We start from the raw sequence: 25546 nt of genomic DNA, 5'->3' as shown, positions 1-25546 counted from the left end.
CCAGCTCCCTTACAACCTTGATTCATAGTGTGACCGCCTGCTTTAATCGTGCACATTCCTTACAACATTTGACCACAAATACATGAAAAAAGTTGCATATATATATCTGTATATCATGTCTAAGCAAGCTCACTTCTGCTTCAATACATTAAATGAAGGTACTGGAAATCGCTTGAAGGGACGGTGTGATCATGAACCGGAAGATAGGGATCGTCATACTTCATGGTTTAGGCAGACAGAAGGAGGATTATGCTTCATCGTTCGTGGCTTTGCTGCAAGAGAAGTACAGGAAGGCTTCCGGGCGGAAGCCGTCCGATCTAGTCATTGAGCCCGTCTATTGGGCGGATATATTCGAGGAACGCGAGCAGCGTCTCTATGAGCGGCTTGTCACGGGCAATAAACTGCGCTACAGGGATCTTCGCCGCTTCGTTATCCACTACTTGGCCGATGCCGTTGCTTATCAGCCTGTTGATACGAAGGAACAAAACTATGAGGCGGTCCACCGGACGATCGGCGAGGCGCTGAATCGGTTATCGCAACGAGCAGGTACGACGACGCCCCTGTATGTTATCGCTCACAGCCTGGGGGCGGTTATCGCCAGCAATTACTTCTACGATCTGCAGCGGACAACGAGAAGAGATGCAGTGATAATCGATCGCGAATCAGCACTGGAACGAGGAGAGACACTGACGCGATTCCTTAGCTTCGGCACGACGCTGCCCTTATGGAGCTTGCGCTACCGGGATTTCAATCAGCCGATCGTTGTCCCTTCCCCTCTGCTCCATCACCATCACCCCGGAGTACAGGGCGGCTGGATCAACTATTACGACAAGGACGATATACTTGCTTATCCGTTAAGAGACATCGACCCTATGTATGCCCGCGCTGTAAAGAAGGATGTTCAGGTATCCGTCGGCAATTGGCTGACTAGCTGGAATCCCTTCTGTCATAACGGATACTATAAGAGCAAACCGATAGCCGACGCTATTGCAAAGATGATGGTTGACACGTGGAAGAGCATGTCGTAGACGCCATCCGTTTTCCGTTACGGAACCAAACCATAACACACGTCCGTTTTTCAAACGACTGATGCGTTAACAGTTGCATGGATGATTGAACGCTCCTGCCCCGCCCCGTTTCACCTCATCGCAAAATCCAAATTACACATATGTTCGCCAGTTCAGTTATGATGAATTGCCAATTGTGGTAGGATGAGAGGAACGGAGTTGAATGAAGTGTTCAATAAATTAAACGGAAGCATATAGGAGGAAGTAACGGCATGAACATGAAAACCGCTTTGCTTGCGGGAGCGACCGGATTAGTCGGAGGACACTTGTTGCATCACTTGTTGGACATGGGTGACTACGAACAAGTGACGATACTGATCAGGAAGCCATTGGAGCTTCAGCACCCCAAGCTGCGCCAAGTCGTAGTCGATTTTGATCAGCTTGATCAATACCGCGAGTATTTTGAAGTCGACGATATGTACTGTTGCTTGGGCACAACGATCAAGAAAGCAGGTTCACAAGCGGCATTTCGCAAGGTGGATTACGAGTACCCGCTCCAGATCGCCAAGCTGGCGCATAGCAAAGGCGCGAATAAACTGATCATGGTAACGTCCATCGGCGCGAATGCCCAGTCCGCTTTTTTCTACACTCGGGTGAAAGGAGAGGTCGAAGCTGCAATCCTTCGGGTCGGGCTGCCGTCGGTTCATTTCCTTCATCCCTCGCAATTGCTGGGTGCCCGGCAGGAACAGCGACCAGCCGAAAAGGTCGCTATCGTCCTCAGTCCCCTACTGAAGCTATTCACCAGAGGCAAGTGGAGCAAATATACACCGATTCAAGCCCAGGACGTCGCACTCGCCATGATCGGAATCGGTCAATATGCTCCTCAGGGCAATCATGTATATGAGTATGAGCAAATCATGAGTTTTGCTCACTCCTGCTCCAGTTCTTTCAACGGCATAAACGGATCTTGATACATATCGGCTGGAATGATGCCGTCGTACGCTGCTGCGGCATCATTTATCATGACATAAATGTCATCCATTTGTCTCGTTTCGCACCTTGCAATCATCTGCTCACATTCCTTTGTGCAAATCATCTATTTTGCTCTTGACCTCCAAGAAGGCATCTTCCAACGTATCCACATCTACGGTGTACAGCAATTCGTTCCCGTATTGATTCGTAGAATGTGTATAACGAGGATCATAATAGTGAACGAGCAACAGCTCAATGCCAGCTTCATACTGCTCTGACTGCAGCAACTGCTCGATTTCCGACGCGATCGGCGTATGGATTCTGGAACGGATTCGTCTGAACGCTTCCAAGCATTCAGTCGCATACTCCTGCGGGCGATAATCCTCCATAATTTGTCGAACCCGCTCTTGAAGCGGTAGCTCGATAATGATCTGTCGCCCCGTCTCCCTCTTCCTCATCAGCACATCGGGCAGTGCTACTTTTCCGATTCTTCTGTTCTCGGCTTCTATTAGAATATACGGTGAATGCTGGAGAGTCTTCAGCTCCTCAACCAGACACGCATCGAATGTTTTCTGATTGTTCGACGCAAGGCCGATGCCACCGAAGATGGAACCGCGATGGCCAGCCATACCTTCCAGGTCAAGCACAGGATAGCCCTCCTGCTTTAGCTTACGCAATAGGGCAGTCTTTCCGGTTCCGGTCAGACCATTCACGACGATTACTTCCGCCTGAATATCGGCATTCTGCAATTCCTCAATAACCCATTGGCGATATGCACGGTATCCTCCCTGAAGTCGGTAGGCGTGGACATCCATCAGCGACAACAATGTGGCTGAGGTTTTGCTTCTCATCCCGCCGCGCCAGCAGAATACAGCCTTTGGATCGGACAGCTCTTGGAACTGCTTCACGAAGGATGGCAGCTTGGCCGAGACGATTTCCAGTCCTCTCTCTTTCGCAGCCTGAATGCTCACCTGCTTATATATCGTTCCAATTTCCGCACGCTCCCGATCGTCGAATAGGGGAATGTTAATGGCGCCCGGAATGGTGGCGTTACTGAATTCGGACGGTGATCGAACATCGATCATCGTCACTTGCTTTCTGCCTTGCAGTTCTCTCCACTCATCTATCGTCAAATTTTGCAGCATCTTGCGTACAATCCTCTCACTTGAAAGTGGTATGCTTTATACGATTACAATCTTTCCTGCTTGCTGATCGGTCACTTCCCCTATGATGCTGGCCTCGACGCCCGATTGTACCAACTCCTGATGCAGTGCCTTGGCCTGATCGGGATGAACGGCGATCAACAATCCGCCTGAAGTAACCGCATCGCAGAGCAGCCACTGATCGATCTGATCCATATTCTCCGGGAAGACAACGGAATCCTTGACATGAAGGAAGTTATTCTTAGTTCCTCCGGGCACAAAGCCTTGCTCGGCCAGTTCTCTCACACGCGGCAGCATCGGTACGGAAGTGCCTGCGATCGTGATGCCGACACCGCTGCCCTTCGCCATCTCCAGCGCATGTCCCATTAAGCCGAAGCCCGTCACATCCGTACAACCGTGCACTTCATACTTCTCCATCACTTCCGCCGCCGTCTTATTGAGTGTGGCCATGACAGTGACCACCCGCTTGATCTCCTCGCTGCTGAGCTGATCCTTCTTGATGGAGGTCGTCAGCACGCCGACGCCAATCGGCTTCGTCAGAATCAGCTTGTCTCCCGGTCTCGCTCCTGCATTCGTCCTGACGCGGTCTGGATGTACTAACCCCGTTACGGCCAGTCCGAATTTCGGTTCCTTGTCGTCAATGGAGTGACCGCCGACAAGCGTCGCTCCGGCTTCGCTTACTTTATCAGCAGCGCCACGAAGAATGTCGGCCAAAATCGATTTATCCAATGTGGAGATGGGGAATGCCACAATATTCAGCACCGTGAGCGGCTTCCCGCCCATCGCATACACATCGCTGATTGCATTGGCAGCCGCTATTTGGCCGAAGGAATAGGGATCGTCCACGATCGGCGTAAAGAAGTCGACCGTCTGTACCAATGCCGTCTCTTCATTAATTCGATATACGCCAGCATCGTCGCTTGTATCAATGCCGACCAGCAGATTCGGATTCTCGCCTTTTGCAGCGAGATGGCTCAACACGCCTTTCAGATCGGCTGGACCGATTTTACACCCGCAGCCGCCTTTGCTGGATAAACTCGTTAGCTTAATTCCTTCTTGCTCATTCATCGTCGTTCTTCCTTTCTTCTCATCGTATTCCTATATTGAATCGTACTAGATTTCATGAGTCCTATGCAACTGTATCCGTTGCAGCAGAAGTTCCAATGCTTTCTCAACATGAACAACTTCCTTCGTCTCGCTGCTGCGCTCCGAATACTCTACACGGTGTTCATCCGCGTTCTTGCCTACCACGATACGAATCGGAATACCGATTAATTCGGCATCGTGCAGCTTCACTCCCGCCCGCTCATCCCGGTCATCCAGCAGCGTCTCTATTCCCACTTCCGCAAGCCGATCATAGAGCTGATGCGCCAACTTCATCTGCACTTCGTTCTTCACTGCGATTATCGTCATATGGACTTGATAAGGCGCCACGGCTGACGGCCAGATAATCCCCCGTTGATCGTGATGCTGCTCGACGATTGTGGCCAGAAGGCGGGAGAGGCCGATGCCGTAGCAGCCCATAATCAGCTCACTCTCGCGGCCATGTGCACCGGGAACCGTGGCTCCCAAGCTGTGAGAATATTTGTCGCCCAGTTGGAACGTATGCCCCACTTCAATCCCCTTGCAATATTCCAGCTTTCCCTGTTCGCAAGAAGGACAAGTCTCAGACTGATCAGCGGTTCCTTCATCCAGGCTCTCCTGAAGCTTCTCCACATTGGCGGCGAACTGGCAGCTGTTACATACCGCGATTGTATCCTCCCCTATATCGGCCAGGGCAATAAATTCATGGTTGTCGCCGTCCCCTCCCATCGCACCGGCATCCGCCATTACTGCCCGATAGTTCAGCCCGCAACGATTGAAAATCCGGCAATATGCCTTGTACATCACGGCATAGGTACGCTTGAGTCCGTCCCAGTCACTGTGAAAGGAATAAGCATCCTTCATGAGAAATTCTCTTCCTCGCAACAGGCCAGAGCGTGGCCGCATCTCATCCCTGAATTTGACCTGAATCTGAAAGAAAGTGAGGGGCAACTGGCGATAAGAGTTGATTACACCATTCATAACAGAGGTGATCGCCTCCTCATGAGTTGGCCCCAATACGAAGGAACGGTTATGGCGATCCGTCATCGTCATCAGCTCAGGACCGTATACGTCGTACCGTCCCGACTGCCGCCACAGCTCTGCTGGCTGCAAAGCCGGCAGAAGCAGCTCTTGAGCACCCGCCCGTTCCATCTCTTCCCTCACAATCGCTTCCAGCTTGCGCAGCACACGTAGACCAAGCGGCATATACGCGTACATTCCGGCTGCGGTCTGCCGGATTAAGCCAGCTCTCAGCATGAGCTGGTGACCTGCTGTTTCCGCATCTGCGGGCACATCCCTTAACGTTCGCAATAACCAAGCGTTTTGTATTGCCATTTTCTTTCCCTCCTTTTTTTCGCATACAACAAAAAACACACTCGTCTGCAGGGACGAATGTGTCGTGGTACCACCCTAATTTGAACGCGGCATAGCGAATATGCTGAGATCCTTCCTTGTTATAACGGTCAGTTCCGTCAGCGGTTGTAACCCCGCTGCAGCTCGCAAGGCGGGAGAAATAGGGCAACGCCAGGAAACCTTTCAGCCGTGGATTTCCTCTCTGATATCGGTTAGCGCCCATTTCATTCCTTGGTCCAAGCCATTATTTGTGGAATTTTGAACTAATGTACACGATTATTCGTCCTTTGTCAACGTATGGCTACACTGTTACACTGCTTTCTTCGAACATCTTTTGCAGACGGTCAGCTTCGTTCCGTCCGACTTGACGAGCGGGTACAGCAGCTTGATCCTTGTCGCCTGACAAATCGGACATGTACCTCTGCCTCTTGCGGGCAGCCTCCACAGCGCCCTTCCTCTCTTTGCCTTGGCCACGCTTCGATCACTCCATTCCGGATAGGATAGGTTGAAGAGTATTGTCCTCTTGATTCATCCTATGCACAGAATGCGCGATATACTATTCTATTGTGTCATCTTCATTGCCCGACCCCGCAGTCAACACATCCATCACCATTCTGGACAACGTATTGGGATGGAATGGCTTGATCAGATAACCATTCACACCAAGCTCTGAAGCCCGCTTCGTCTCCTCGTATGCGCTAGATATAACAATCGGAACGTCATGTAATGCATGCTCCTCACGCATGCTGCTAATGACACCCCAGCCATCATCGCCATTGTTAAGAATAAGATCTACGATAACCAGGTCCGGACGGAATGCCCGCATAGCACGCATCGCTTCATCGCTATTGCTGTATAGATACACGTTGAATCCTCTCTCCTGCAGCTCATCTCTCATTAACGCGGATATATTCGTGTCATCTTCGATAATGTATATGTTGCCGCTCATCTTGATCCCTTGATGAAAGTCATGGACACCGGAACGCTCATGCTCCCTCATGTCAGGAATTGGCGCTTCGGACAATGGGAGTTGAATCGTGAACGTGCTGCCTTGTCCATAAGTCGAATTTGCGAACACTTCACCGTTATGAACAGTGATGATTTCTTTCACGATCGCAAGGCCAAGACCGGTCCCGCCAATTTCTCTGCGATCGGAATTATCCACTCGGTAGAATTTGGTGAACAGCTTTGACAATGCATCCTCTGGAATACCGAGACCTTCATCTGCGATGGACAGAAGCAGCGACTGCTGCTCCCTTTTAAGGGTAATCTCAATTTTTCCGCCGGACGGCGAATACTTCACTGCATTGCTAAGTAGGTTGATGAGCACTTGCTTCAGCTTGTCATGATCGCCGATTATGGATAATCGCTCCTCGCTCCCGTTCACGACAATTTCATGCTGATTACACTCTGTCCGACACACATCCAGCGTTTCTTGCAGCAGGCTTACAGCATCGATTGTTACGAAGTGATAGGATTGCTTGCCGGACTCCATTCTCTGCAGATCCAGGAAATCGTTGATCAACGTCGTCAACCGTTTTGCTTCCTGATGGATCGTCGACAAATATTTTCGTTGCCGCTCCGGCTTCAGCTCCTTGCTGATCAGCAGTTCGGTGAAGCCCAGCACGCTGGCAAGCGGTGTTCGTAATTCATGGCTTACGGTACTGACGAATTCCGACTTGATCTGATCAACCTCTCGCTCTCTCGTAATATCCCGATAGACAAGCAGCGTACCGATTCGCGCCTGATGGCGGAATAGTGGCTCACAGTAGACAAGAATATGCCTGGTGTACGGCTCAGTCATGCTGTATATAAAACTATTGGAATCCATTACGGCACTGTTAACGGTATTGCGGACGAATCGTTCCAACTGCTCCCCCGCTTCCACCTTTCCTTTCAACCTGGCGACAAACTGATCTAGCGACAATCCGGTCAATTCCTCGTAGCTTGCATCGCCCATCATGTCTAACATCATCGTGTTGACCTGCAGCGTTCGACCTTCAAGATCAAGCAGCTGTACGCCTTCGTGTATCGTATTCAGCATATCCCGCGTCATCTGCCGCTGACGCTCTTTCTCTTCGAACATAATAAGTCTGTCGAGTGACAGAGACAACTGTGTGGCCATCCCTTTCAGCTCCGCCAGCTCCTGCGGAGACACTTGTCGTCCAATTCTGGACAAGACTAGACAAGCCGTCACCTTATTAGAAGCGTTAAGGATTGGCACGTATACATCATAGGTATACAACTGGTCTGTACTGAACCCCTTCTCCTCCGTAGCCGCCTCTCTCTTTACAATATAAGGCTCTTTCGTCTCCTGTATTCGTAAGATGAGTCCGCCGTGCATTGATTCCAGGAATTGATTTATCCCTTTAATGGATACACCGAACGACGCATGCTCGCATTCCTCATTCATGAGCAGAATCATACCTTTGTCCATATCCGACATCTCCACAGTATGGCGGATAGCACTCTCAAGCAAAGTTTTTATATCCCTCGTATTAGACAAGGATTGAATAAGCTGATTGCGCTTCTCCAAATACACTTCGTTCGCCGCCATCTTTCCCAGGGCTTCCTGAAGCGTTTCTTGCTGCATCTGCAATTCATCCTGCTGTGCAATTAACTCTTCGTTTTGAGCCAATAGCTCCGATTCCTTCGCGGTAATCTGCACCATCATGAGATCCAGTGTCTGGGTCAACTTCCCGATCTCATCCACTCGATCCAAATAGACCAGATGAACCGGCTTGCCCAATGCGAAGTTCTCGGCTTCCTTCGTTAATTCCCCTAGCGGCTTCCCGATATCCATCGCCGTCCGGGTCGCTATCCATATCGAGAGAAGCAATATGCCGAACACATATGCAGCGAAGATTAGTCCTTCCTTGAATATATCGTCAACCATCGCTTCATTTTTTCGGTTCAGATAAGCTTCGTTATCCTGAGCGAATTGATCCGCATATCGGACAAGCGCATTGACCGCATCATTAATGCCACTGGACGATAATGCGCGAAGCTCGGCATAACGATCATTCTGGACGAAGCTCGATGCTTTCGGGAATACATCCTGGATGAAGTCGTCCATGAACTTGTCGATATCTTCAATCAGCTTGTTTTCCGTTTCATTGTGCGGCATATTCCTGAACGATTCCAAATCGTCCTTCAACAATTCGTATTCCTCGTACACTTTTTCGTATTCCATCTGGTTCAAGAAGGCATAATAGCCTCTTGCCCGGAAGAACACCTGTGAAGTATGCTCAGCGATGTCGGAGATGATTGTTTCTTTCTCGTTCAGTTCCTGCTGAGTGTCCTGATAGGATGTCAGCGTATCATACGCGCGCCATAATACCGTCCCCGCCCCCGCGAGAATGAGCAACAGCCCAAGCAGCATCATGGCAACGAATCGGCGTGTAATACTTTTTTGCAGATAACCCATTAGTTTATTCATTGCAGTATCTCGCCCACGATGCGCACAAGTTCAATCGGACTGAACGGCTTCGACAGGAACATATCAGCTCCCGCTTCTATCGCTTTTTCCCGGTCCGTAACCTGGCTTTTGGCCGACAGCATCATAATATGCAGCTGCTCCCGACCGGGCAGATCCTTAATGGCATTAATGAGTTCCAAGCCCGTCATCCGTGGCATCATATGATCTATGATGAGAAGATCGTATTGTCCGGCTTGTATCATATCGAACGCTTCCTTGCCGTCTACGGCGCTATCGATTTCATAACCTTCGTCTTCTAACGAATCCATAATCAGCATGCGCAGCACTGCCTCGTCTTCGGCTACCAATATTCTGCTCATTGCTCCGTCCCTCCTATATCCGTCTGTTAATACACTCTGTTCACCAATCTCTTCAATCTTGCCTTGAGTTCTTCGATGTTGAACGGCTTCGTTACGTAATCGTCTGCACCCAATTGCAGCGCCTGAACGGTATCCTGCTCTGATTTCCGTCCTGTCAGCATAACAACGGTGAATTTCTCCTCATTCGGCATATCTCTAATTCGTCGCAATACAGAGAAGCCGTCCATCTGAGGCATCATTACGTCCAGAATAATGAGATAAGGCGCTGAATCGTTCAAGTCCATCTCTTGGAAAAACTGTTCTCCGCTGCTGAACGCATGCAGAACCATTTCCAATCGATCGTGAATATCCTCTTCAAGCTCATCCGTCAACAGCTTTCGAATCATAGGATCGTCGTCGACAATGGCAATATGAAGTTTGCGTTTCATTGGCTCGAAATGGTTGCTGTCGGTTGTAGCTACAATTTGTCTTCTACCTGCTGTCTTAGCCTGATACAAAGCAGTATCCGCTGCTTCGATCCAGACATGCGAGCTGCTTGTCGGTTCATCTACAAGCGTAACGCCGCCCGAGAAGCTGCAGTGGAAGACCGCATCTCCAGAATGGAAGCTCATTTGGGAGAAGCCTTCAATCAATTCCGTAAGCAATTGCTTTGCATACCCGACTTCCAATCGCGGCATAACGATGACGAATTCTTCCCCTCCGTACCTGATGATGCTGTCCGTGCTTCTAAGATTGGCCTTCAGGAACGCCACGAAGCCTCTTAGCACTTCGTCTCCGATCAAATGTCCGTATGTATCGTTCACCGACTTGAAGTGGTCCAGATCAAGCACAGCCAGAGAGAATACTTCTCCGCTACGTTTCATTTCAGTGAACAGCTTGTTGAACAGATCATGCATATATTTCCGGTTATACGCTCCGGTCAATTCATCAATGAACAACAGTTGCTCCAGTCGCCGCTTATTTCGTAACTGCCGATCAAGTCTTGCGAGCATCTCTTCCATATCAATCGGCTTCACCATCATGTCGTCAATACCCATACGATACGCCTTCAACTTCGCTTGCCTGGAAGTATCGTGGCTGATCATCATCGTCGGAACATATTGTCGTTTCAGCTTCTCACTTAACGTCTCGATTACTTGGAAGCCGTCGGAGTCCGAGAAGTGCAGATCCAGAATGAGACTGTCAGGCGCCATGGCGTGGAAATACTCAATAGCCTTATATGGAGAAGCTGTTGCCACTACCGACCACCCCGCCGCCTCCAGCTCGTCTTTCAAATAGGTTAATAGAGCGACGTCGTCGTCCAGAATAAGTGCTAGCGGCTTATCGATTCTATAGTCAATGGCTACGGTCGTATATTGCGCATCGGGAGTGATCTCCGAAGGCTGATTGATATCCGATATTAATTCAGCCAAAAATAGCTTTAATTGCTTCGATGACCATTGCTTTCGCCCCATAGCAAGAAACGCATCGTGCAACGCGGTTACTTTAGCATGAAGCTCGTGCAAGCCGATTGTACCGGAAGTTCCCTTCAAGGAATGCAAGAAAAATGCGACCTCTTCATGCGAGATTTCAGTAAGCCCATTAAACCAGATATCAAGCTGATTACGTATATTATGAAAGAATAGGTCTTTATATTTCTTCAGTGGGGTCTCCTCCTAGCAACGCCCGACAATTATCGAGGAGCGTCGACAAAAAATGCATTAGTTCCTATTGTATATCACCATTCACGACCGAGCAATGCTCTTTTCCAAGCAGAAAAGCCTCCACTCGCTAGAATGGAAGCTTCCTCGGCTGAAATAGAAACCCAAGCAGTCCGAACAAGAGAAAAGCGCCCCCTAAAAAGAGGAAAATGCTGTACTCACTGACATAGCGAATGCCGTATCCCCCAAGCATCGGTCCCATCAAACTGCCGATGCTGAAATGAATCGAGGCGATGACATTGACAACGGGCAGAATCGGTGCAGGCATAATATCAGCCGCATAAGCAAGCCCCAGCGAATAAAACGAGCCAACAACTCCACCGGCGACCATAAACAGCATCATGAGGTACAGAACATGGTCTCCCGCGAGCGGAACCGCAAAGAAGGCCGACGCTCCAACGATACCACAACCGATTAAGATCGGCTTGCGGCCGATGCGGTCGCTCCATATGCCGAGCGGAAGCTGCAAGAGAAGACCGCCAAGGCCAAAGGATAATAGCATCAGGGAAATAATATGCTCTTGCAGTTGAATTCGCATTCCGTACAATGGAAAACTGCTGTTCATCGACGCTTCCATAAGGCCGTAGAGGAAGCTGGGAATGAGCGCATACCACGCTAACCGATAAGCGGTCCTGAACCGGTTCCTCTCACCCTCCTCCCTCTTATGTACAGGCGGTTGCTCATTGCTCACCCGAAGCATAAGCAGCAGCACACTTATGTAGAATGCGCTGGAAACATAAAATGGGATATTATCCCCAAATCTCAGCAAATTAATGCCCAGTGGCCCCAGGCTGAAGCCCAACCCATAGGACATGCCGTACAATGAAATATATCTGCCTCTGCGATCGGCGGGACTGGAGCTTACAATCCACAGCTGCGTGGAATAGTGCAGCGCACTGTCTCCAACTCCGACTAGCAATCGCAGTAAAAACCACATAGAGAGCGAGTTTGTCGCAGGAAATAGCAAGCAAGCCATTGTTATCAACGCTATGCCTGCCAGAATAACCGGCTTATAGCCGAACCGGCGAACCGGCTTCTCAATGAACAACATGGTGCCGAAGATACCGATGTACATGGCCGCCGAGTTCAGTCCGTTTTGCTCTGGCGGCACACCTGCCTGCTCAAGCAAGATCGACAGCAGTGGCAGAAGCAACCCCTGACTCATGCCTGCGACAATGATAACCAGCACTAGTAAAATAAAATGTTGCCTGAATGACGCTGATGTCGATGCCTGAGAAGTCAATTGGTGTACACTCCTAGCTTGCAAATTAGCTAATATATGATTGTTAACTCTCTCATCGGAGTTTGAATTGAACCGAGTGCCCTGCCCGATATGGATTATTGCGGAGCGAGAGTATGGATTTGACTAAGCAGTTCATTAACCTGATTCATTATATCTGGTATACCTGTTGAAGCGAATATGTCCTGCCCCTGTTCGATATTGGCCAATGCAGAATCCAAGCCCTGCTTTAACGTCTCGCTCTGTTGTATGATTAACCGATACAATTCCTGAGCGTACTCAGGGACTTGAATCCCTTCATAATTGACTATTTGCTCTTTCAAGTTCATAATCTGTTGTTTCAGATCGGTCCTGGCATCCAAGTCCGTCATTGCCTGCTGTGCCTTCTCATTCATACTCTGGCCGAATTCGGTCAGCTCATTCATATAGGCAGTCGTCTCTGTAGCGAAGTTCACGGTATTGTTCACTTGTTCGAAGACGCCGCATCCGGAAGTAGCGAACAACGTCACAGCAAGTATTAGCGTCAATGTTTTTTTTCTCCAATTCATTCTATCCCTCCTCTTAACTTCTTCTTCACTTACGAATAATAGGGCCAGACGTTTCAGCAGAACAGATAACAAGAGCCGCGAGATCGCGGCTCCCTTTTACTAACTTTGCGTTGTCTCCACATCAATATTTCCCTGTATTGCTTTAGAATACGGGCATATGTCATGAGCGGCTTGCACAAGCTTGCTCGCTTGTTCTTCTTCAACACCTTCTATGTTCACTTGCAGCTTGACGCCCAGTTTGTAACCATCGTCACCATCGTCATTAAGCAGTGACACATGGGCTGTTACCTTAGTAGAAGTTACTCGCTTCAAGTGATTCCTGTCAATAACCAACTGAAGCGCGCTATCGAAGCAAGAGGCATAGCCAGCGGCGAACAATTGTTCCGGATTCGTCCCTTGTCCCCCTCGACCACCGAGCTCCTGCGGCAACGCCAGCTTCAAATCAATGGCTTGGTCAGAAGATTTAACTTGCCCTTCCCTTCCTCCGGTAACTGTCACTGTAGCCGTGTATAATACACGCATTCCACCATCCCCTATCTTGTATACTACAATTAAAGGATGGATTTATCACTCTGAAATTATGCGTTAAGAATGAGCTTTATTCCTTCGACCTTCAACTTGTCCATTGCAATAACCCACGCTCGCATCGACTCGAAGGTTTCATCGGAAAATCCGAATAGCTCCTTCATTTCCGTCACGATTTCCTTCTCTTCGTCATTATAGTCACCGTCTGTATAAAGAAGCATCAAAATTTCGATTAACATTATTTTTTGAACCCTTTTGTCCTGTACAACTGATAAAACTTCTACAAGACTTCTCGTATTCGACAAGTTAATATCCTCATCGAGCAGCCCCATCTCTTCAATATAAGAGCGAAGCTTCCCCCTCTCCTTCCAATTCACATTGCCATCTGCTTTCGCTGCAAGATGGGCAATCTCCAGAAATGCCTGCTGATGTGCTTGTTGTTCCAAAAAGTGTAAAAACAATGATTCCAGCTCCTCTATCTCGTCATCATAATCGTGTTAAAATCTATACGTCCGAACAGAAGCCAAGGTTACACAAGCTATACGCGAGCACAGTACTGCAAAAATATAGAATCGCGCATCTGGACAAACTTTCCAGTGTAATTGTTCGGCTGATGCTCCGCCATCGTCGTAATTGCTTCCTCGAGATTCAGCCAAAGCAGGCGATCATGCTGTGTAACGTCTTCATTCGGCAAAAGTTCAACAAGTTGCGTCTCTTCTGTTTTCTCTGCATGAACCGCATAACCATAGCAAAAGTGCATCAACTCTTGTTCATCACGGTATTCGATAATGAGCCCAAGCTCACCGTCCAGTTGAATTTTCGAGCCGATTTCCTCCATAATTCCCCTCTTCAAAGCGCTTAAGGCATCTTCACCTTCTCGAATGCCGCCCCCCGGCAACGTATAGCAATCAGCATTCATTCTATGAATAAGGGCGGCTTTCCCTTCATGATTGCGAATCACTGCCCGGCTGTCGCGGTATAGCCAATATCGGCTTCCATGTCGACGATAGCTGATATCCTTCTGACTTAACTGCAATTCGCGTTCATAAATCTCCTTCAATAACTTCATGCTGCTTGATCCCTTCCCCACAAAAACTTCTTGTTTTCCATTCGACGTCAGGGCTTCAATTCCTGCCTGAAATAAAAACTGCCTCTTCGATTGGAAGAGACAGTAGAGCGTGGTTCTAGGATGAGTCTCACTAATTCATCTCGTTGCTGTATCGAACAACGTCATGATAAGACAGTATGCCGCCGAAAATATCGAGTGCGCTGCCGATTGTCAAGTCCAGCTTCCCTTGGGACAGTTCCCGGAATCGCTCCATATCTTCTAACGATCTGGCGCCGCCGGCATATGTTGTGGGAATGCTCACCCAATCCGCAAGTGCCGTGACAAGACTTTCCTGCACGCCGCTTTGCTTTCCTTCCACATCTACCGCATGGACCAGAAATTCGTCGCAATACTGCTCCAAATAACGGATATTGTCAGCATTGACTTCGAAGTCGCTATACTGCTTCCACTGATCCGTCACGACGAACCACTTCCCGTCCCTGATCTTGCAGCTTAAGTCGATCACGAGGCGTTCCTTGCCCGCTACTTCGACCATTCTTTGCAAGTTGCGTTCATTCAGCTCTCCGTTCTGAAAAATGTAAGATGTAACGATCACATGCGTAGCGCCTTCATCCAAATAACGCCCGGCATTGTCGTCTCGTATGCCTCCCCCGATTTGCAACCCGTTCGGATAAGCGCGCAGTGCGCGAAGCGCAGCTTCTTCATTACCCGGACCGAGCATGATAACGTGACCGCCTGTCAGCCCGTCCTTGCGGAATAGCTCTGCATAATAAGTGGAATCGTGCTTTGAGACGAAATTTTCAATTAAAGACGCATTCAGCGTTTCTCCGACGATCTGTTTCACCTTGCCGTCATGCAAATCAATACATGGTCTGAATTTCAATTGTATTCCCCGATTCTTATCATAGTAGATGGACCGCATTTACTTACCAGTAACTATAACATACGAAGAAAGTATCCTCTACAGCTCGGGCAAAGGATACTTTCATTCACTCCTCGAAAAATGTCATATGCCGTGTATCCGCTTTGTAATAATCAAGCCGATCCTGCAAGGAGCCAGTATGGAATTCAAACATGTGGCCGTCAGGGTCGAGGAAGTATATCGATCTCTTATCTCGCTCGTCCCTTGGCCGTCCCGCGAACAGCTCAACCTTCAATTCTTCCAGTCTCCTCCATAACGCTTCATAATCTTCTTCCGAAATCGTGAATGCAATGTGCGTATATGTCGGAACGGCATGGCTTCGATCTATGTTTTCCTGGTTCAGTGCAATCCACAAGCCATTGAGGTCGAAATAGGCCAGCTTTCTTCCTTTCACTAATAGCTTCGCTTCAAAAACGCTTTCATAGAAGGTGATTGACGATTCCAAATTCGTAACAGAGAAACATAAATGATTAATGCCGGCAATTTGCATCGCTACCTGATCTCCAATCTTCCATATACAACGATACTGGACTTCATTAACCTTCCATGATTATACATCTGTTACAGGAAACATAAAAGACCTATTCTATGAAAGCTCGATTAGGTCGTCTTACCTACCGAACGATTTATATTGTCGAAGCGCTGTAGCCAGCCTTTCAATCCCCGTCCAAATATCGCTCTCGCTGGATACCGAATAATTCAGCCGAAGGGTATTCGCATGTCCGCCTCCAGGATAGAAGGCCTCGCCGGGGACGAACGCTACGCCACTATCCAGGCATTCCCTCAGCAAAGCTCTCGCGTTCACGCCTTCAGGCAACTCGACCCAGAGGAACAGGCCCCCAGAAGGTTCATAATAACTTGCTTCTTCCGACAAGTGCTCACGCATAGCCTGGAGCATGGCATCCCTACGCTTGCGGTATACGTCTCTCAACGTCTTAATATGACGATCCAGATCGTTATTTGTCAGATAAGCGTGAATCTCCCTCTGGCTGATCGAAGAGGAGTGCAGATCGCTTGATTGCTTGGCAAGCACATACTTCTCCATCCAGAGCGTTGAAGCGGTCAGCCATCCGATACGATACCCTGGACAGTATACCTTGGAGAAGCTGCCCAAGTGGATGACCTGTCCTCTTGTATCCATGCTCAGAAGCGAAGGACGCTCCGCGGCTTGGAACCACAGCTCACCGTAAGGATCGTCTTCGAGGATAACCGCGTCGTACTCCGCTGCGCATGCCATGAACTGCTTCCTACGCTCCGCAGACCAGCTGCGTCCCGTTGGATTCTGGAAGTTGGGAATCACATATATCATCTTGACGGGATGTGTCTCCAGTTGCTTGCGCAGCTGCTCGATTATCATGCCTTCTTCGTCGCAATCTACCTCAACGAAGCGCGGTTCATAAGCCCGAAGCGCATTCAACGCACCCAGATAAGTGGGACTTTCGCATAATACGACGTCTCCCCTGTTCAGGAACAGCTTGCCGGAGAGATCCAGGCCCTGCTGCGATCCGTTCGTGATGAGCACATGCTCCCTGTCCATTGCAGTGCCATGCTTCGAGTTCATTCGATCTGCGATCCAGTCTCTCAGCGGCGCATAGCCTTCCGTTACGGAATACTGCAACGCTTCCTTCGCTTGTCGGCTTAATACGGCATCTCTTGCCTTGGCGATATCCGCAAGCGGGAATAACGCGCTGTCCGGCAGACCTCCAGCGAAGGAGATCATGCCTGGCTGCTCGGTAAGCTTGAGCAGTTCCCTGATTTCTGACGCTTTCATGCCTTCCATACGATCTGCCAAAATATGCTGCATCTGCACTTCCTCCAGTTCGATTCGATAAATTATATTACTCGTAGTATAGTTGAAATGCTTCTATATGAATGCAGGCACGATATGCTCGAAGATGACCTTGCGAGAGTAGACGGCATCATTCCGCCTCGTTACCTTCTTCCTCACGACGACGACCAGCTCCTGATCGGGTATAACCATAATATACTGGCCCCCATGACCGAATGCAAAGTATGCATCGGCGATTCCATTGCTCGCAATCGGCGAGCACCACCAATGGTAGCCATATCCGCCGTATATGGGGGGCTTGTACTGCAGCAATCCCTTATGCTTTATGGTAGTGGAAGCTGCAATCCACTCTTGGGACAGAAGACGCCTCCCGCCCCAAAGCCCCTTGTTCATATATAAAGCCCCGAACAAAGCCATATCTCGGCTGCTCAGCGACATTCCGGTTCCACCTTCACTGATTCCGTTCTTCTCACTCCATACTAATGATCTGAATCCTAACGGTTCGAACAACCTTGCCTTCCCGTACAACATCGCGGTACTTCCCGTCACCTCGCTGAGCACGGCGGACAACAGATGTGAAGCACCCGAATTGTAAGTGAATACTTCACCGGGAACATGAGCAAGCGGCTGCTCCAGCACGAAGCGGATGGGATCAGCCGCTTCTCTTAGCGCTCGATAAGGCTTGTCGAAATCCGGCCATTGCAATCCGGGTGTCATTGTTAGCAGATGCTCAATGGTGACTTTGTCACTCCAGGGAGCGTTCACCTTGTGCGCCACACTGAAATCACTGAGCGGCTGAGTTATGTTGCCGATTAATCCTTCATCGATTGCGATACCGATAAGCGCGGACAATACGCTCTTCGTGCAGGAATAGATGGGATGCAGCGCCTCTTCTTCTTCAGCATGCCATTCTTCCACCCATGCATTGGCTTTCATCACCATAACACTGGTTATCCCCCACTCTCTCCAGAGAGTGTGTCTGATTGCTTGTATATTGTTCATTGCGTTAGTGTGCCTTGCCCGTCCCTGCAGCATTCTCGCCGATTGGACGATCGTGCTTAGAGGTGTTATTATCCTCGTCGCGCCGGATGTTCGGCATCAGCGTCGCAAGCAGCATGATCGCCACTGATAATCCCGCTACCCAGAGGAAAATGCCGTGCAGACTCTCCTCCAGCACTTGAGGCTCGATAAGATTGGCCTCGCCAGTATGCAACAGCAGACCGAACAAAGTAATGCCGATTGTCTGACCCAGCGTACGAACGAAGTTATGTCCGGCAGTCGCCGCTCCGCGCATCTCCCATCCGACTGCGGAGGTTACGGCAACGGTCAACGAGGTGAAGATAAGCCCGAAGGACAATCCTACGACGGCAGTGCACAGTACGATCACCAGGATCGGGGAACTAGCGTGTATAAAGGTGAAACCGATCGTACCCAGAAGGAGCAGACATGCGGCAGCCAGACAAATTCGCTTCAGTCCGATCCGGGATATGTAATTGCCCGCCAATATCGACCCTAGCGGCCATGTAATTGACAACGGTATCATGGCCATGCCGGAATAGGTCGCACTCTTCTCCCCTACACCTTGTATCCACAGCGGAACGTAAAATACGATAACGACCATGATGACACAGAGCACGAATCCGCTGGCGTTCGCCATATTGATGATGGAGTGACGGAATAGCTGAATTGGTATAATCGGCTCTGGCGAACGTCGTTCAATCCACGCAAATAATAGGAGAAACAAAGCAGAGCCGGCAAACCACAACCCGATCTCGACCACGGAAGTCGTTCCCCCTTCGTCGCCCCTCAGAAGAGACATGGCGTACAAAAAGGCATACATCCCGATGGTAAACGCAATAATGCCGGGATAATCGATATATCGCTTCTTTCTCTCCGTTACGCTCTTCATCGATACAGACAGCAAATACAGCGCAACGATGCCGAACGGTAAGTTCATATAAAAAATAGCACGCCAGGATACAAAATCGACGAGCAAACCGCCAAATAACGGACCTGTAATACCGGCAATCCCCCATATGCTGGCCAACCAACCCTGCACCTTGGCTCGTCGCTCGAAGTCATACATATCCCCGATTATCGTATAGGGCAGCGTCGTCAATGCGCCGGCTCCCAGTCCCTGCACTGCCCGGAACCAAATGAGCTGGTCCATAGAGCCGGCAATGCCGGACAGCATCGAGCCCAATAAAAATATGCCAGCGCCGGCGATTAAAATCTTCTTACGACCATACAAATCAGCTAGCTTGCCGTAAATCGGCGTCGTAATGACAACCGCCAGCAAATAAATGGAAATAATCCAGCTGTACTGTTGAACGCCATACAGCTCCTTCGTAATGCTTGGCATAGCCGTACCAACGATAGTACCTTCGATTGCGGCGAGAAAGGTTACGACGAACAGCGCAATCGTAATGTTTCTTCTGGAATGAACGTTTTGCATAGCTATCTCCTTTAGACATCGGCAAACGATAGGGAATCGGCTAAACAAGCTGCGGTTCCTTGCACATCTGCTGTGAAATCAAGTGAAAGCACTTCTTCAAAATATAGCGTTGGCGCTCTCCGTCATTCATTCGCCAGAACTCATAGTCCTGAAACAATTGATATAATACTTTCTGAGCAGCAATAGCAGCTGTCGGCTCCTCCGCCAGCAGTCTTAAACAGCACGTATAAGTGATGGATTCTATATCTCGCAATCGTTGAACTTTATCTTGGAATACTGCCATCTCGCACACCCCTCCGATATTCCTTGAGCAGCATTCATTATATCGGAACGGATTATGGAAAAAGTTACGAATTGGTTAAAAATATGAAACCTTTCCTCAATCGATTCGTAGTACCTTCATGGTTCGCAACGCCTTCAAATTACCTATTAGAATGGGATGGAATTTATAATGGCTTATGACCTCCTGATGGAAATCATCGAGCGAGTCGGTTATGTTGCGCTTTTCTTGGTCCTTTGTCTTGGTCTGATCGGTCTGCCGATTCCCAATGAAGCCGTTGTGATGACAGGAGGCGCTCTTGCGGCATCCGGTATCCTGGCGCCAATTCCTGCGTTTATCATGACTTGCCTTGGAATTTGCTCGGCCATGACCTTCAGTTACAGTATAGGAAGATTTGCCGGAAGCAAGTTATCAGATTGGTTTCGTAGCAAGAATAACATTGGCAAGGTTGTCGTCAAGTCGGAGGAATTGGGCGAACGATACGGCAGCTATGCCATATGCATGAGCATCTGGCTGCCTTTCTTACGACATGCGACGCCATATGTGATGGGAATGAACCGGATGAAGTTCGGACGATTCATTCTATTCGCCTATCCAACTGCATTTGTATGGACGCTCCTTTATTTCATAATCGGCACGTTCGTCGGAGATTCCGTCGAGAAGATTGCCGATATGATCTATCGATATGGGCTGTGGATTGTAATCGGGCTATCCATGGTAGCGGCCGGTTACGGTGCATATCGCATCTCGCAACATCGGAAGAAAGTCGAAGCGATTGAAGAAAAGCTCTAGCTCGCAAGTCGAAGCACATTCCGTCATCATGATGGAATGTGCTTATTCATGTCCTCATCTATATCGGACTCATCTCCTTGACCGCGCCAATGAGGCGATAAAACAATTCATCGTTCTCTTCGATCTCATCCTCTAAAGTCAGCAGCTGCTCTTCATCGCCGGAGCCTTCCCGGAAGAACAAGCCGTAACCCCAGTCCCGTCCCTTCTTGCTATGTAACGTCATCTCGTACTCTTGACTGTGTCCCTCTACGGCAAGAATCAACTTGCCTATATATCCGTCATCTTCGCTATGGCGCAATGATGCTTCTACGATTTCGATTTTCACGTACGTCACTCCTTCTTGCTCCATCTTCTGTACTTAAGTATAACGGGAGCCTACGTGCAATACAAGCAATGCTGCCGCTAAGTATTCTTCGTCCCAGCACGTTTCCGCACCAGGCGAACCCGTGTCGGCAAAGCTGCATAGACTGCACTACGGCTACGTTGCATGACAGCCGTCTATGCTGTGAGAGGGGTATTTCTATGACACTGGAATTGACAGCTTTGCACTGGGTCTACTTATCCTTTATTTTATTCATTATCGGATTTATGATTATGCGCCGCGATACGACGCTCATCTGTATCGCAGGGATATTGGGCATCGGCCTGCTCGCCACCACATCCATAGAAGGGTCCGTCAGCGGCATATTCGACAGCTTTATCTATGCGATTAAGGAATTGATCAGCACGATTCTGATCATCTCTATCATTGTTGCATTGAGCCGGATCTTGATCCGTACGGGCATTAACGAGATTATGATCAGCCCCTTCACCCGATTTTTGAGAACGCCTTCATTGGCTTTTTGGGGAATCGGCATCATCATGATGATCGTTTCCTGGTTTTTCTGGCCTTCTCCTGCTGTCGCGCTTATTGGCGCGGTGCTTCTTCCGGTTGCGGCAAGGGTCGGACTGCCGGCTCTGGGAGCGGCAGTAGCCATGAACCTGTTCGGTCATGGCATAGCGCTTTCCAGCGATTTCATTATTCAAGGGGCGCCGAAGCTAACTGCGGACGCGGCCGGCATCGCAGTTAGCGAAGTCATGACGGCCAGCATACCACTAGTTATCGTCATGGGAGGCGTCACGACTATCGCAGCTTACTGGATGATGAAACGGGATCAACGGCTGGGACGATGGCGGGACGGACTCGTAGAAGATACCCGTCCGCTGACAGACGCAGCGTCTAGTGCCAGTGACGATGACAATGCTGCCGATCATCTACCTCTGGCTACGAAGCGTCTGTTCGCCCTCCTCATTCCCATCCTGTTCGCTGCAGATGTCGCGCTCATGTTCAGGCTGAATCTGCAAGGGGGAGAGGCTACCGCTCTTATCGGGGGGACAGCGATTATTATCATGCTGTTAGTCACAATGCTGACCCACCGCGGTCGCGGATTAGAGCGAGCAACCGCTTATCTGATCGAAGGCTTCCTGTTCGGATTCCGAGTATTCGGTCCTGTCATTCCGATCGCCGCCTTCTTCTATCTGGGCGATGCCGGCTTCTTCTCTCTCTTCGGAGAGCAGCTTCCTCCATCTTCAGGCGGCATCGTGAACGACCTGGGTGTCGGCCTTGCTCATGCCGTTCCCGTCAATGATGTTGTCAGCGCTATTACGTTGACTGTGGTAGGCGCCATTACGGGGCTCGACGGTTCTGGCTTCTCCGGCATCTCGCTGGCCGGCTCTATCGCTCAGCTGTTCGGCCATGCGATCGGCTCTGGCATCGACACACTCACAGCGCTGGGCCAAGTAGCCGCCATATGGGTAGGCGGCGGCACGATCATCCCATGGGCGCTCATACCGGCAGCCGCCATATGCGGGGTTAGTCCCTTCGAACTGGCCAGACGCAATCTGAAGCCGGTCATAATCGGTCTTGCAGTTACGACGATTGTCGCCATCTTCCTCATCTGATCTTCCTTCTGCGAATCATCATCACAAGCAAGAAGAGGATTGCTCCTGCCAGAAGCGTAATGGCGGCGATCCACCATAGACTCACCTTGCTGGAAGCTTCTCCGGCCTGTGGCACTGGCGGAACGGAGCTATGACCCAACTGCTCCAGCTCGCCTATTACGGCGGAAGCGGTACTCGCTTCCGCCGTTCTACTGCACAAGCTGACTTCCAACTGATCGCCAGTTGTATACGCGAACACCACATATTTGAGGCCATCTTTGAATTCGAAGCCACAAGAAGCCTCGTCAGCACTGGATACAACCTCAATCGTAGAAGCTACCTTTCCCTTCCATACCCGATGGACCCGGAACGTATATTCCACAGGATCGGCAGAAGACTTGGTGAACAGTCCGCCCCGTTCCTTCCTTTCCGTTACGGTCCCTTCGAACACCGCATGGCTATTGTTTTTAGCTTTCTCCACGCTTTCTGGCATCGCGCAGCTGCATGCGTACGCGCGATCCGAACGGAAGGCGAAGCTCCCCATCAACACCACGATAGCCAGCAGCACCGACAACCAACGCAATTTTTTCATATCCCCTGCATCCCCCATTACGCTTTGTTACAATTTGTCACACTGCATCTTATTAACGATGCATAATGGGATAATGTTGCAGTTTATCGCTTCGCCGTCTCAGTTCTTGCCCCAGACTCCATATTCTTCTCTTTCGCCGGCCAGAAAGCCCACCTGCCCAAAACAGCGGTAATGGCAGGAACTAGAAATGGTCGTACAATGAACGTATCCATCAGAACACCAATCGCAGTAATAAGTCCGAATTGCACCAATACCTGAAGCGGAAGCGAAGCAAGCACAGCGAAGGTTCCGGCTAGGATCAGTCCAGCTGAAGTGATAACGCCCCCCGTATCGCTAACCCCTTCCTTTATGGCTTGCAGCAACGGCATCCGCTTTCTCTTCTGCCATATACTTGAAATCATGAAGATGTTGTAATCCTCACCCAGGGCTATGAGAAATACGAAGGCATATAATGGAATCGATCCTTGAATACTGTCGTATCCCATTAGATGGTGAAGAATAATCCAGCCAAGCCCTAATGCGGCCGCATAAGACAACAGCACAGTCGCTACCAAGTACAGCGTAGCCGTCACCGAGCGCAGATACAGAAGCAGCAACAGCATAATGAGTCCAATAACAAGTGGAATAATGACCCTGTTATCCCGGTCCTGTAGCGTCTTGTCGTCGTATTGCTGTGCGGTGGCGCCTGCGATCCACACTAGATCAGCAGTTCCTTCCTCTCCGCCTTGTCCCAGCGCTTCGGAAGCTGCTGCTCTAAGCTTCGGAATCGTCTCCATCGCTTCCAGTGAATAAGGATTGGTGTCTAGAATAACGCGATAGGATGCGTAAGCTTCATCCACAGTACTCTGAACTGCATCATCAGCTTCTGCTACTAGCGACACGCCTCGCAGTGCTTCCGCCACATTCTCTCTTCCTTCTTCCGCTTTCACCATTACTGTCACAGGAGCTAACTCGCCTTGCGGGAAAGCTTCCCCTATCGTAGCGAAACCTTCTCGAGAGGGCATATCCTCCGGGAAGCCGGACAACAAGTCATATGAATAGTTGATGCTCGGCGCGAAGCCTGCCAAGACACCCAGCAGCAAGACAGTCGTAACGATGACAGTCCATGGCCTAGTTATGACAAGCTTGCCTATCTTCATGCCCAGCTTCTTCTCCGGATTAGGCCGACGATAGGCTTGGCCGCGCTGCGCAGCACGTCGTTCAGCTTGCTCTTCCGTACGCGGGATGAAAGGAAAGAAAGAAGCCCGACCGAAAACCGCAAGCAATGCAGGCACAAGTGTCAAACTGGCTATGCCCATTATAAGAATGGACAAGCTAAACGGGACAGCGAACCGATCATATGCGCCGAAGTGAGCGGCAAGCAAGGCAAGCAAGGCTATCACGACCGTGAAGCCACTCATTGCTATCGCTCCTGAGGCGCCCTTGAAGGAGCGACGCATGGCTTCTCTACGACTTTCCACTAGCGTCAACTCTTGTCTAAATCTGGTAATAAAGAATAGGCAGTAGTCGGTGCCGGCGCCAAATAACAGCACTGTCATAATCGCTATTGCTTGCGAATCAACGGTAATCCATCCTTCGCTTGCCAAGACACCCAGCAGCGGGCTGGTTACCAGATAAGCGAATCCAACGCCAATCAGCGGAATGACCGCGAGAATTGGAGATCGGTAGATGACGAGCAGCAGCACAAGAACTAGAATGACGGTAGCGAGCAGAAGCACGAAATCAGCATTTTGGAACAAAGCGGTCGCGTCAACGAAGATACCGACTGGCCCGCTAATTCTGGCGCTTAATTGACTTCCGTCGCCAATATCCGCCGCGAAAGGATCGGCCCCTGTTATCTCCTGTACCATTGTCTGAAGCTTCTCTAGATTATGCTTCAGCAGCTCCGTCTCCGTCCCTTCCTGGAAGGAAATCGGTTGAACGAAGGTGGTTCCGTCTTCCGAAGCAAGAGAGATGAGCGCTGGCAAAGGCATTCGGTCAAGCGGAATTAACTCGCCTTGCGACTCTAACGGTTCATTCATCAGCTTCGTTGTCAATTGCTGTGTGTAACTGTAATCCTGTTCCGTCAAGCCGTCGGCACGATGCCAGACGAGCAGTGCAGGTACCCCTGAAGCATTCGGGAAATAGCGATTCATCATCTCATCCGCCACGACGGAAGGACTGTCAGGCAATAGGTTGGGCGCGTTGTTTTTCTCTTCATCCCCCACCGCGGGTAGAGTAAGCGTTAATAGAACAGCTGCGGCAATCCATACAAGAATGGTAATCCAGCGTCCCTTAGGTCCAGTTATTGATCCGCCAATGCGTTCCAACATCACAATCATCCTCCATTTCACATCAT

24 protein-coding genes are annotated in these 25546 nt (G+C 49.8%); 4 read left to right on the top strand and 20 right to left on the bottom strand.

Annotated features, from left to right (window positions below; genetic code table 11):
• Nucleotides 1-191 precede the first annotated feature (191 nt).
• Entirely contained in the window at nucleotides 192-1028 is an 837-nt protein-coding gene (locus ACFQ2I_RS09500) for a chemotaxis protein (protein WP_377563816.1), read from the top strand.
• 251 nt (nucleotides 1029-1279) lie between these two features.
• Complete coding sequence (locus ACFQ2I_RS09495) at nucleotides 1280-1978, top strand: oxidoreductase (protein ID WP_377563814.1); 699 nt, start codon at nucleotides 1280-1282, stop codon at nucleotides 1976-1978.
• Between the two features lie 102 nt (nucleotides 1979-2080).
• Here ACFQ2I_RS09495 and mnmH read toward each other — a convergent pair whose 3' ends face one another.
• From mnmH to ACFQ2I_RS09410, 17 genes are all read right to left on the bottom strand, one after another.
• Complete coding sequence (mnmH, locus tag ACFQ2I_RS09490; RefSeq protein ID WP_377563812.1) at nucleotides 2081-3124, bottom strand: tRNA 2-selenouridine(34) synthase MnmH; 1044 nt, start codon at nucleotides 3122-3124, stop codon at nucleotides 2081-2083.
• A 36-nt stretch (nucleotides 3125-3160) separates the two neighbouring features.
• Nucleotides 3161-4210 (bottom strand): selenide, water dikinase SelD, encoded by a 1050-nt coding sequence (selD, locus tag ACFQ2I_RS09485; protein ID WP_377563809.1) that lies wholly within the window; start codon nucleotides 4208-4210, stop codon nucleotides 3161-3163.
• Between the two features lie 45 nt (nucleotides 4211-4255).
• Nucleotides 4256-5560 carry a proline--tRNA ligase gene (gene proS / locus ACFQ2I_RS09480; RefSeq protein WP_377563807.1) on the bottom strand — a complete coding sequence of 435 codons (1305 nt, stop codon included), beginning with the start codon at nucleotides 5558-5560 and terminating at the stop codon, nucleotides 4256-4258.
• 574 nt (nucleotides 5561-6134) lie between these two features.
• The gene (locus ACFQ2I_RS09475; RefSeq protein WP_377563805.1) at nucleotides 6135-9017 is read right to left on the bottom strand and encodes a hybrid sensor histidine kinase/response regulator; all 2883 of its coding nucleotides are present in this window, start codon (nucleotides 9015-9017) and stop codon (nucleotides 6135-6137) included.
• Nucleotides 9014-9376, bottom strand: a complete 363-nt coding sequence (locus ACFQ2I_RS09470; protein ID WP_377563803.1) for a response regulator — start codon at nucleotides 9374-9376, stop codon at nucleotides 9014-9016. The genes ACFQ2I_RS09475 and ACFQ2I_RS09470 overlap by 4 nt, the downstream gene beginning before the upstream one ends.
• Before the next feature lie 26 nt (nucleotides 9377-9402).
• The gene (locus tag ACFQ2I_RS09465) at nucleotides 9403-10917 is read right to left on the bottom strand and encodes a response regulator (protein ID WP_377563801.1); all 1515 of its coding nucleotides are present in this window, start codon (nucleotides 10915-10917) and stop codon (nucleotides 9403-9405) included.
• Between the two features lie 229 nt (nucleotides 10918-11146).
• Nucleotides 11147-12319: an MFS transporter gene (locus ACFQ2I_RS09460; protein WP_377563800.1), complete on the bottom strand. Its 1173-nt coding sequence runs from the start codon at nucleotides 12317-12319 to the stop codon at nucleotides 11147-11149.
• Between the two features lie 95 nt (nucleotides 12320-12414).
• The gene (locus tag ACFQ2I_RS09455; protein WP_377563798.1) at nucleotides 12415-12864 is read right to left on the bottom strand and encodes a DUF6376 family protein; all 450 of its coding nucleotides are present in this window, start codon (nucleotides 12862-12864) and stop codon (nucleotides 12415-12417) included.
• Nucleotides 12865-12963: 99 nt separating this feature from the next.
• The gene (locus tag ACFQ2I_RS09450; protein ID WP_377563796.1) at nucleotides 12964-13386 is read right to left on the bottom strand and encodes an organic hydroperoxide resistance protein; all 423 of its coding nucleotides are present in this window, start codon (nucleotides 13384-13386) and stop codon (nucleotides 12964-12966) included.
• A gap of 56 nt (nucleotides 13387-13442) precedes the next feature.
• On the bottom strand, nucleotides 13443-13850 hold the full coding sequence (locus ACFQ2I_RS09445; RefSeq protein ID WP_377563794.1) for a TerB family tellurite resistance protein: 408 nt from the start codon (nucleotides 13848-13850) through the stop codon (nucleotides 13443-13445).
• Between the two features lie 77 nt (nucleotides 13851-13927).
• Nucleotides 13928-14458, bottom strand: coding sequence for an NUDIX hydrolase (locus ACFQ2I_RS09440; protein ID WP_377563792.1), 531 nt, complete (start codon nucleotides 14456-14458; stop codon nucleotides 13928-13930).
• A 130-nt stretch (nucleotides 14459-14588) separates the two neighbouring features.
• Nucleotides 14589-15341 (bottom strand): phosphoribosylformimino-5-aminoimidazole carboxamide ribotide isomerase, encoded by a 753-nt coding sequence (gene hisA / locus ACFQ2I_RS09435; protein WP_377563790.1) that lies wholly within the window; start codon nucleotides 15339-15341, stop codon nucleotides 14589-14591.
• A gap of 106 nt (nucleotides 15342-15447) precedes the next feature.
• Nucleotides 15448-15870 (bottom strand): metallothiol transferase FosB, encoded by a 423-nt coding sequence (gene fosB, locus ACFQ2I_RS09430; RefSeq protein WP_377563788.1) that lies wholly within the window; start codon nucleotides 15868-15870, stop codon nucleotides 15448-15450.
• Nucleotides 15871-15990: 120 nt separating this feature from the next.
• Nucleotides 15991-17184, bottom strand: a complete 1194-nt coding sequence (locus ACFQ2I_RS09425; RefSeq protein WP_377563786.1) for an aminotransferase-like domain-containing protein — start codon at nucleotides 17182-17184, stop codon at nucleotides 15991-15993.
• A 60-nt stretch (nucleotides 17185-17244) separates the two neighbouring features.
• Nucleotides 17245-18111 carry a serine hydrolase domain-containing protein gene (locus ACFQ2I_RS09420; protein WP_377563785.1) on the bottom strand — a complete coding sequence of 289 codons (867 nt, stop codon included), beginning with the start codon at nucleotides 18109-18111 and terminating at the stop codon, nucleotides 17245-17247.
• A 64-nt stretch (nucleotides 18112-18175) separates the two neighbouring features.
• Nucleotides 18176-19624 (bottom strand): MDR family MFS transporter, encoded by a 1449-nt coding sequence (locus tag ACFQ2I_RS09415; RefSeq protein ID WP_377563783.1) that lies wholly within the window; start codon nucleotides 19622-19624, stop codon nucleotides 18176-18178.
• Nucleotides 19625-19664: 40 nt separating this feature from the next.
• The gene (locus tag ACFQ2I_RS09410) at nucleotides 19665-19907 is read right to left on the bottom strand and encodes a hypothetical protein (protein ID WP_377563781.1); all 243 of its coding nucleotides are present in this window, start codon (nucleotides 19905-19907) and stop codon (nucleotides 19665-19667) included.
• A 168-nt stretch (nucleotides 19908-20075) separates the two neighbouring features.
• On the opposite strand from ACFQ2I_RS09410, the gene ACFQ2I_RS09405 reads away from it, so the two are divergent.
• Entirely contained in the window at nucleotides 20076-20696 is a 621-nt protein-coding gene (locus ACFQ2I_RS09405) for a DedA family protein (RefSeq protein ID WP_377563779.1), read from the top strand.
• 58 nt (nucleotides 20697-20754) lie between these two features.
• Here ACFQ2I_RS09405 and ACFQ2I_RS09400 read toward each other — a convergent pair whose 3' ends face one another.
• Nucleotides 20755-21021, bottom strand: a complete 267-nt coding sequence (locus ACFQ2I_RS09400; protein ID WP_377563778.1) for a hypothetical protein — start codon at nucleotides 21019-21021, stop codon at nucleotides 20755-20757.
• A 197-nt stretch (nucleotides 21022-21218) separates the two neighbouring features.
• On the opposite strand from ACFQ2I_RS09400, the gene ACFQ2I_RS09395 reads away from it, so the two are divergent.
• On the top strand, nucleotides 21219-22637 hold the full coding sequence (locus tag ACFQ2I_RS09395) for a hypothetical protein (RefSeq protein ID WP_377563776.1): 1419 nt from the start codon (nucleotides 21219-21221) through the stop codon (nucleotides 22635-22637).
• On the opposite strand, the gene ACFQ2I_RS09390 is transcribed toward ACFQ2I_RS09395, so the two are convergent.
• Both ACFQ2I_RS09390 and ACFQ2I_RS09385 read right to left on the bottom strand, forming a co-directional pair.
• Complete coding sequence (locus ACFQ2I_RS09390; protein ID WP_377563775.1) at nucleotides 22630-23208, bottom strand: hypothetical protein; 579 nt, start codon at nucleotides 23206-23208, stop codon at nucleotides 22630-22632. The two genes, ACFQ2I_RS09395 and ACFQ2I_RS09390, sit on opposite strands and share 8 nt — an antisense overlap.
• An 83-nt stretch (nucleotides 23209-23291) precedes the next feature.
• Complete coding sequence (locus tag ACFQ2I_RS09385; protein WP_377563774.1) at nucleotides 23292-25520, bottom strand: MMPL family transporter; 2229 nt, start codon at nucleotides 25518-25520, stop codon at nucleotides 23292-23294.
• Between the last annotated feature and the right edge of the window lie 26 nt (nucleotides 25521-25546).

The sequence above is a fragment of the Paenibacillus chungangensis genome (assembly GCF_042675905.1).
In the GTDB taxonomy this organism is placed as follows: Bacteria; Bacillota; Bacilli; order Paenibacillales; family Paenibacillaceae; genus Pristimantibacillus; species Pristimantibacillus chungangensis.
This window is presented reverse-complemented; position numbering and strand designations above follow the sequence as displayed.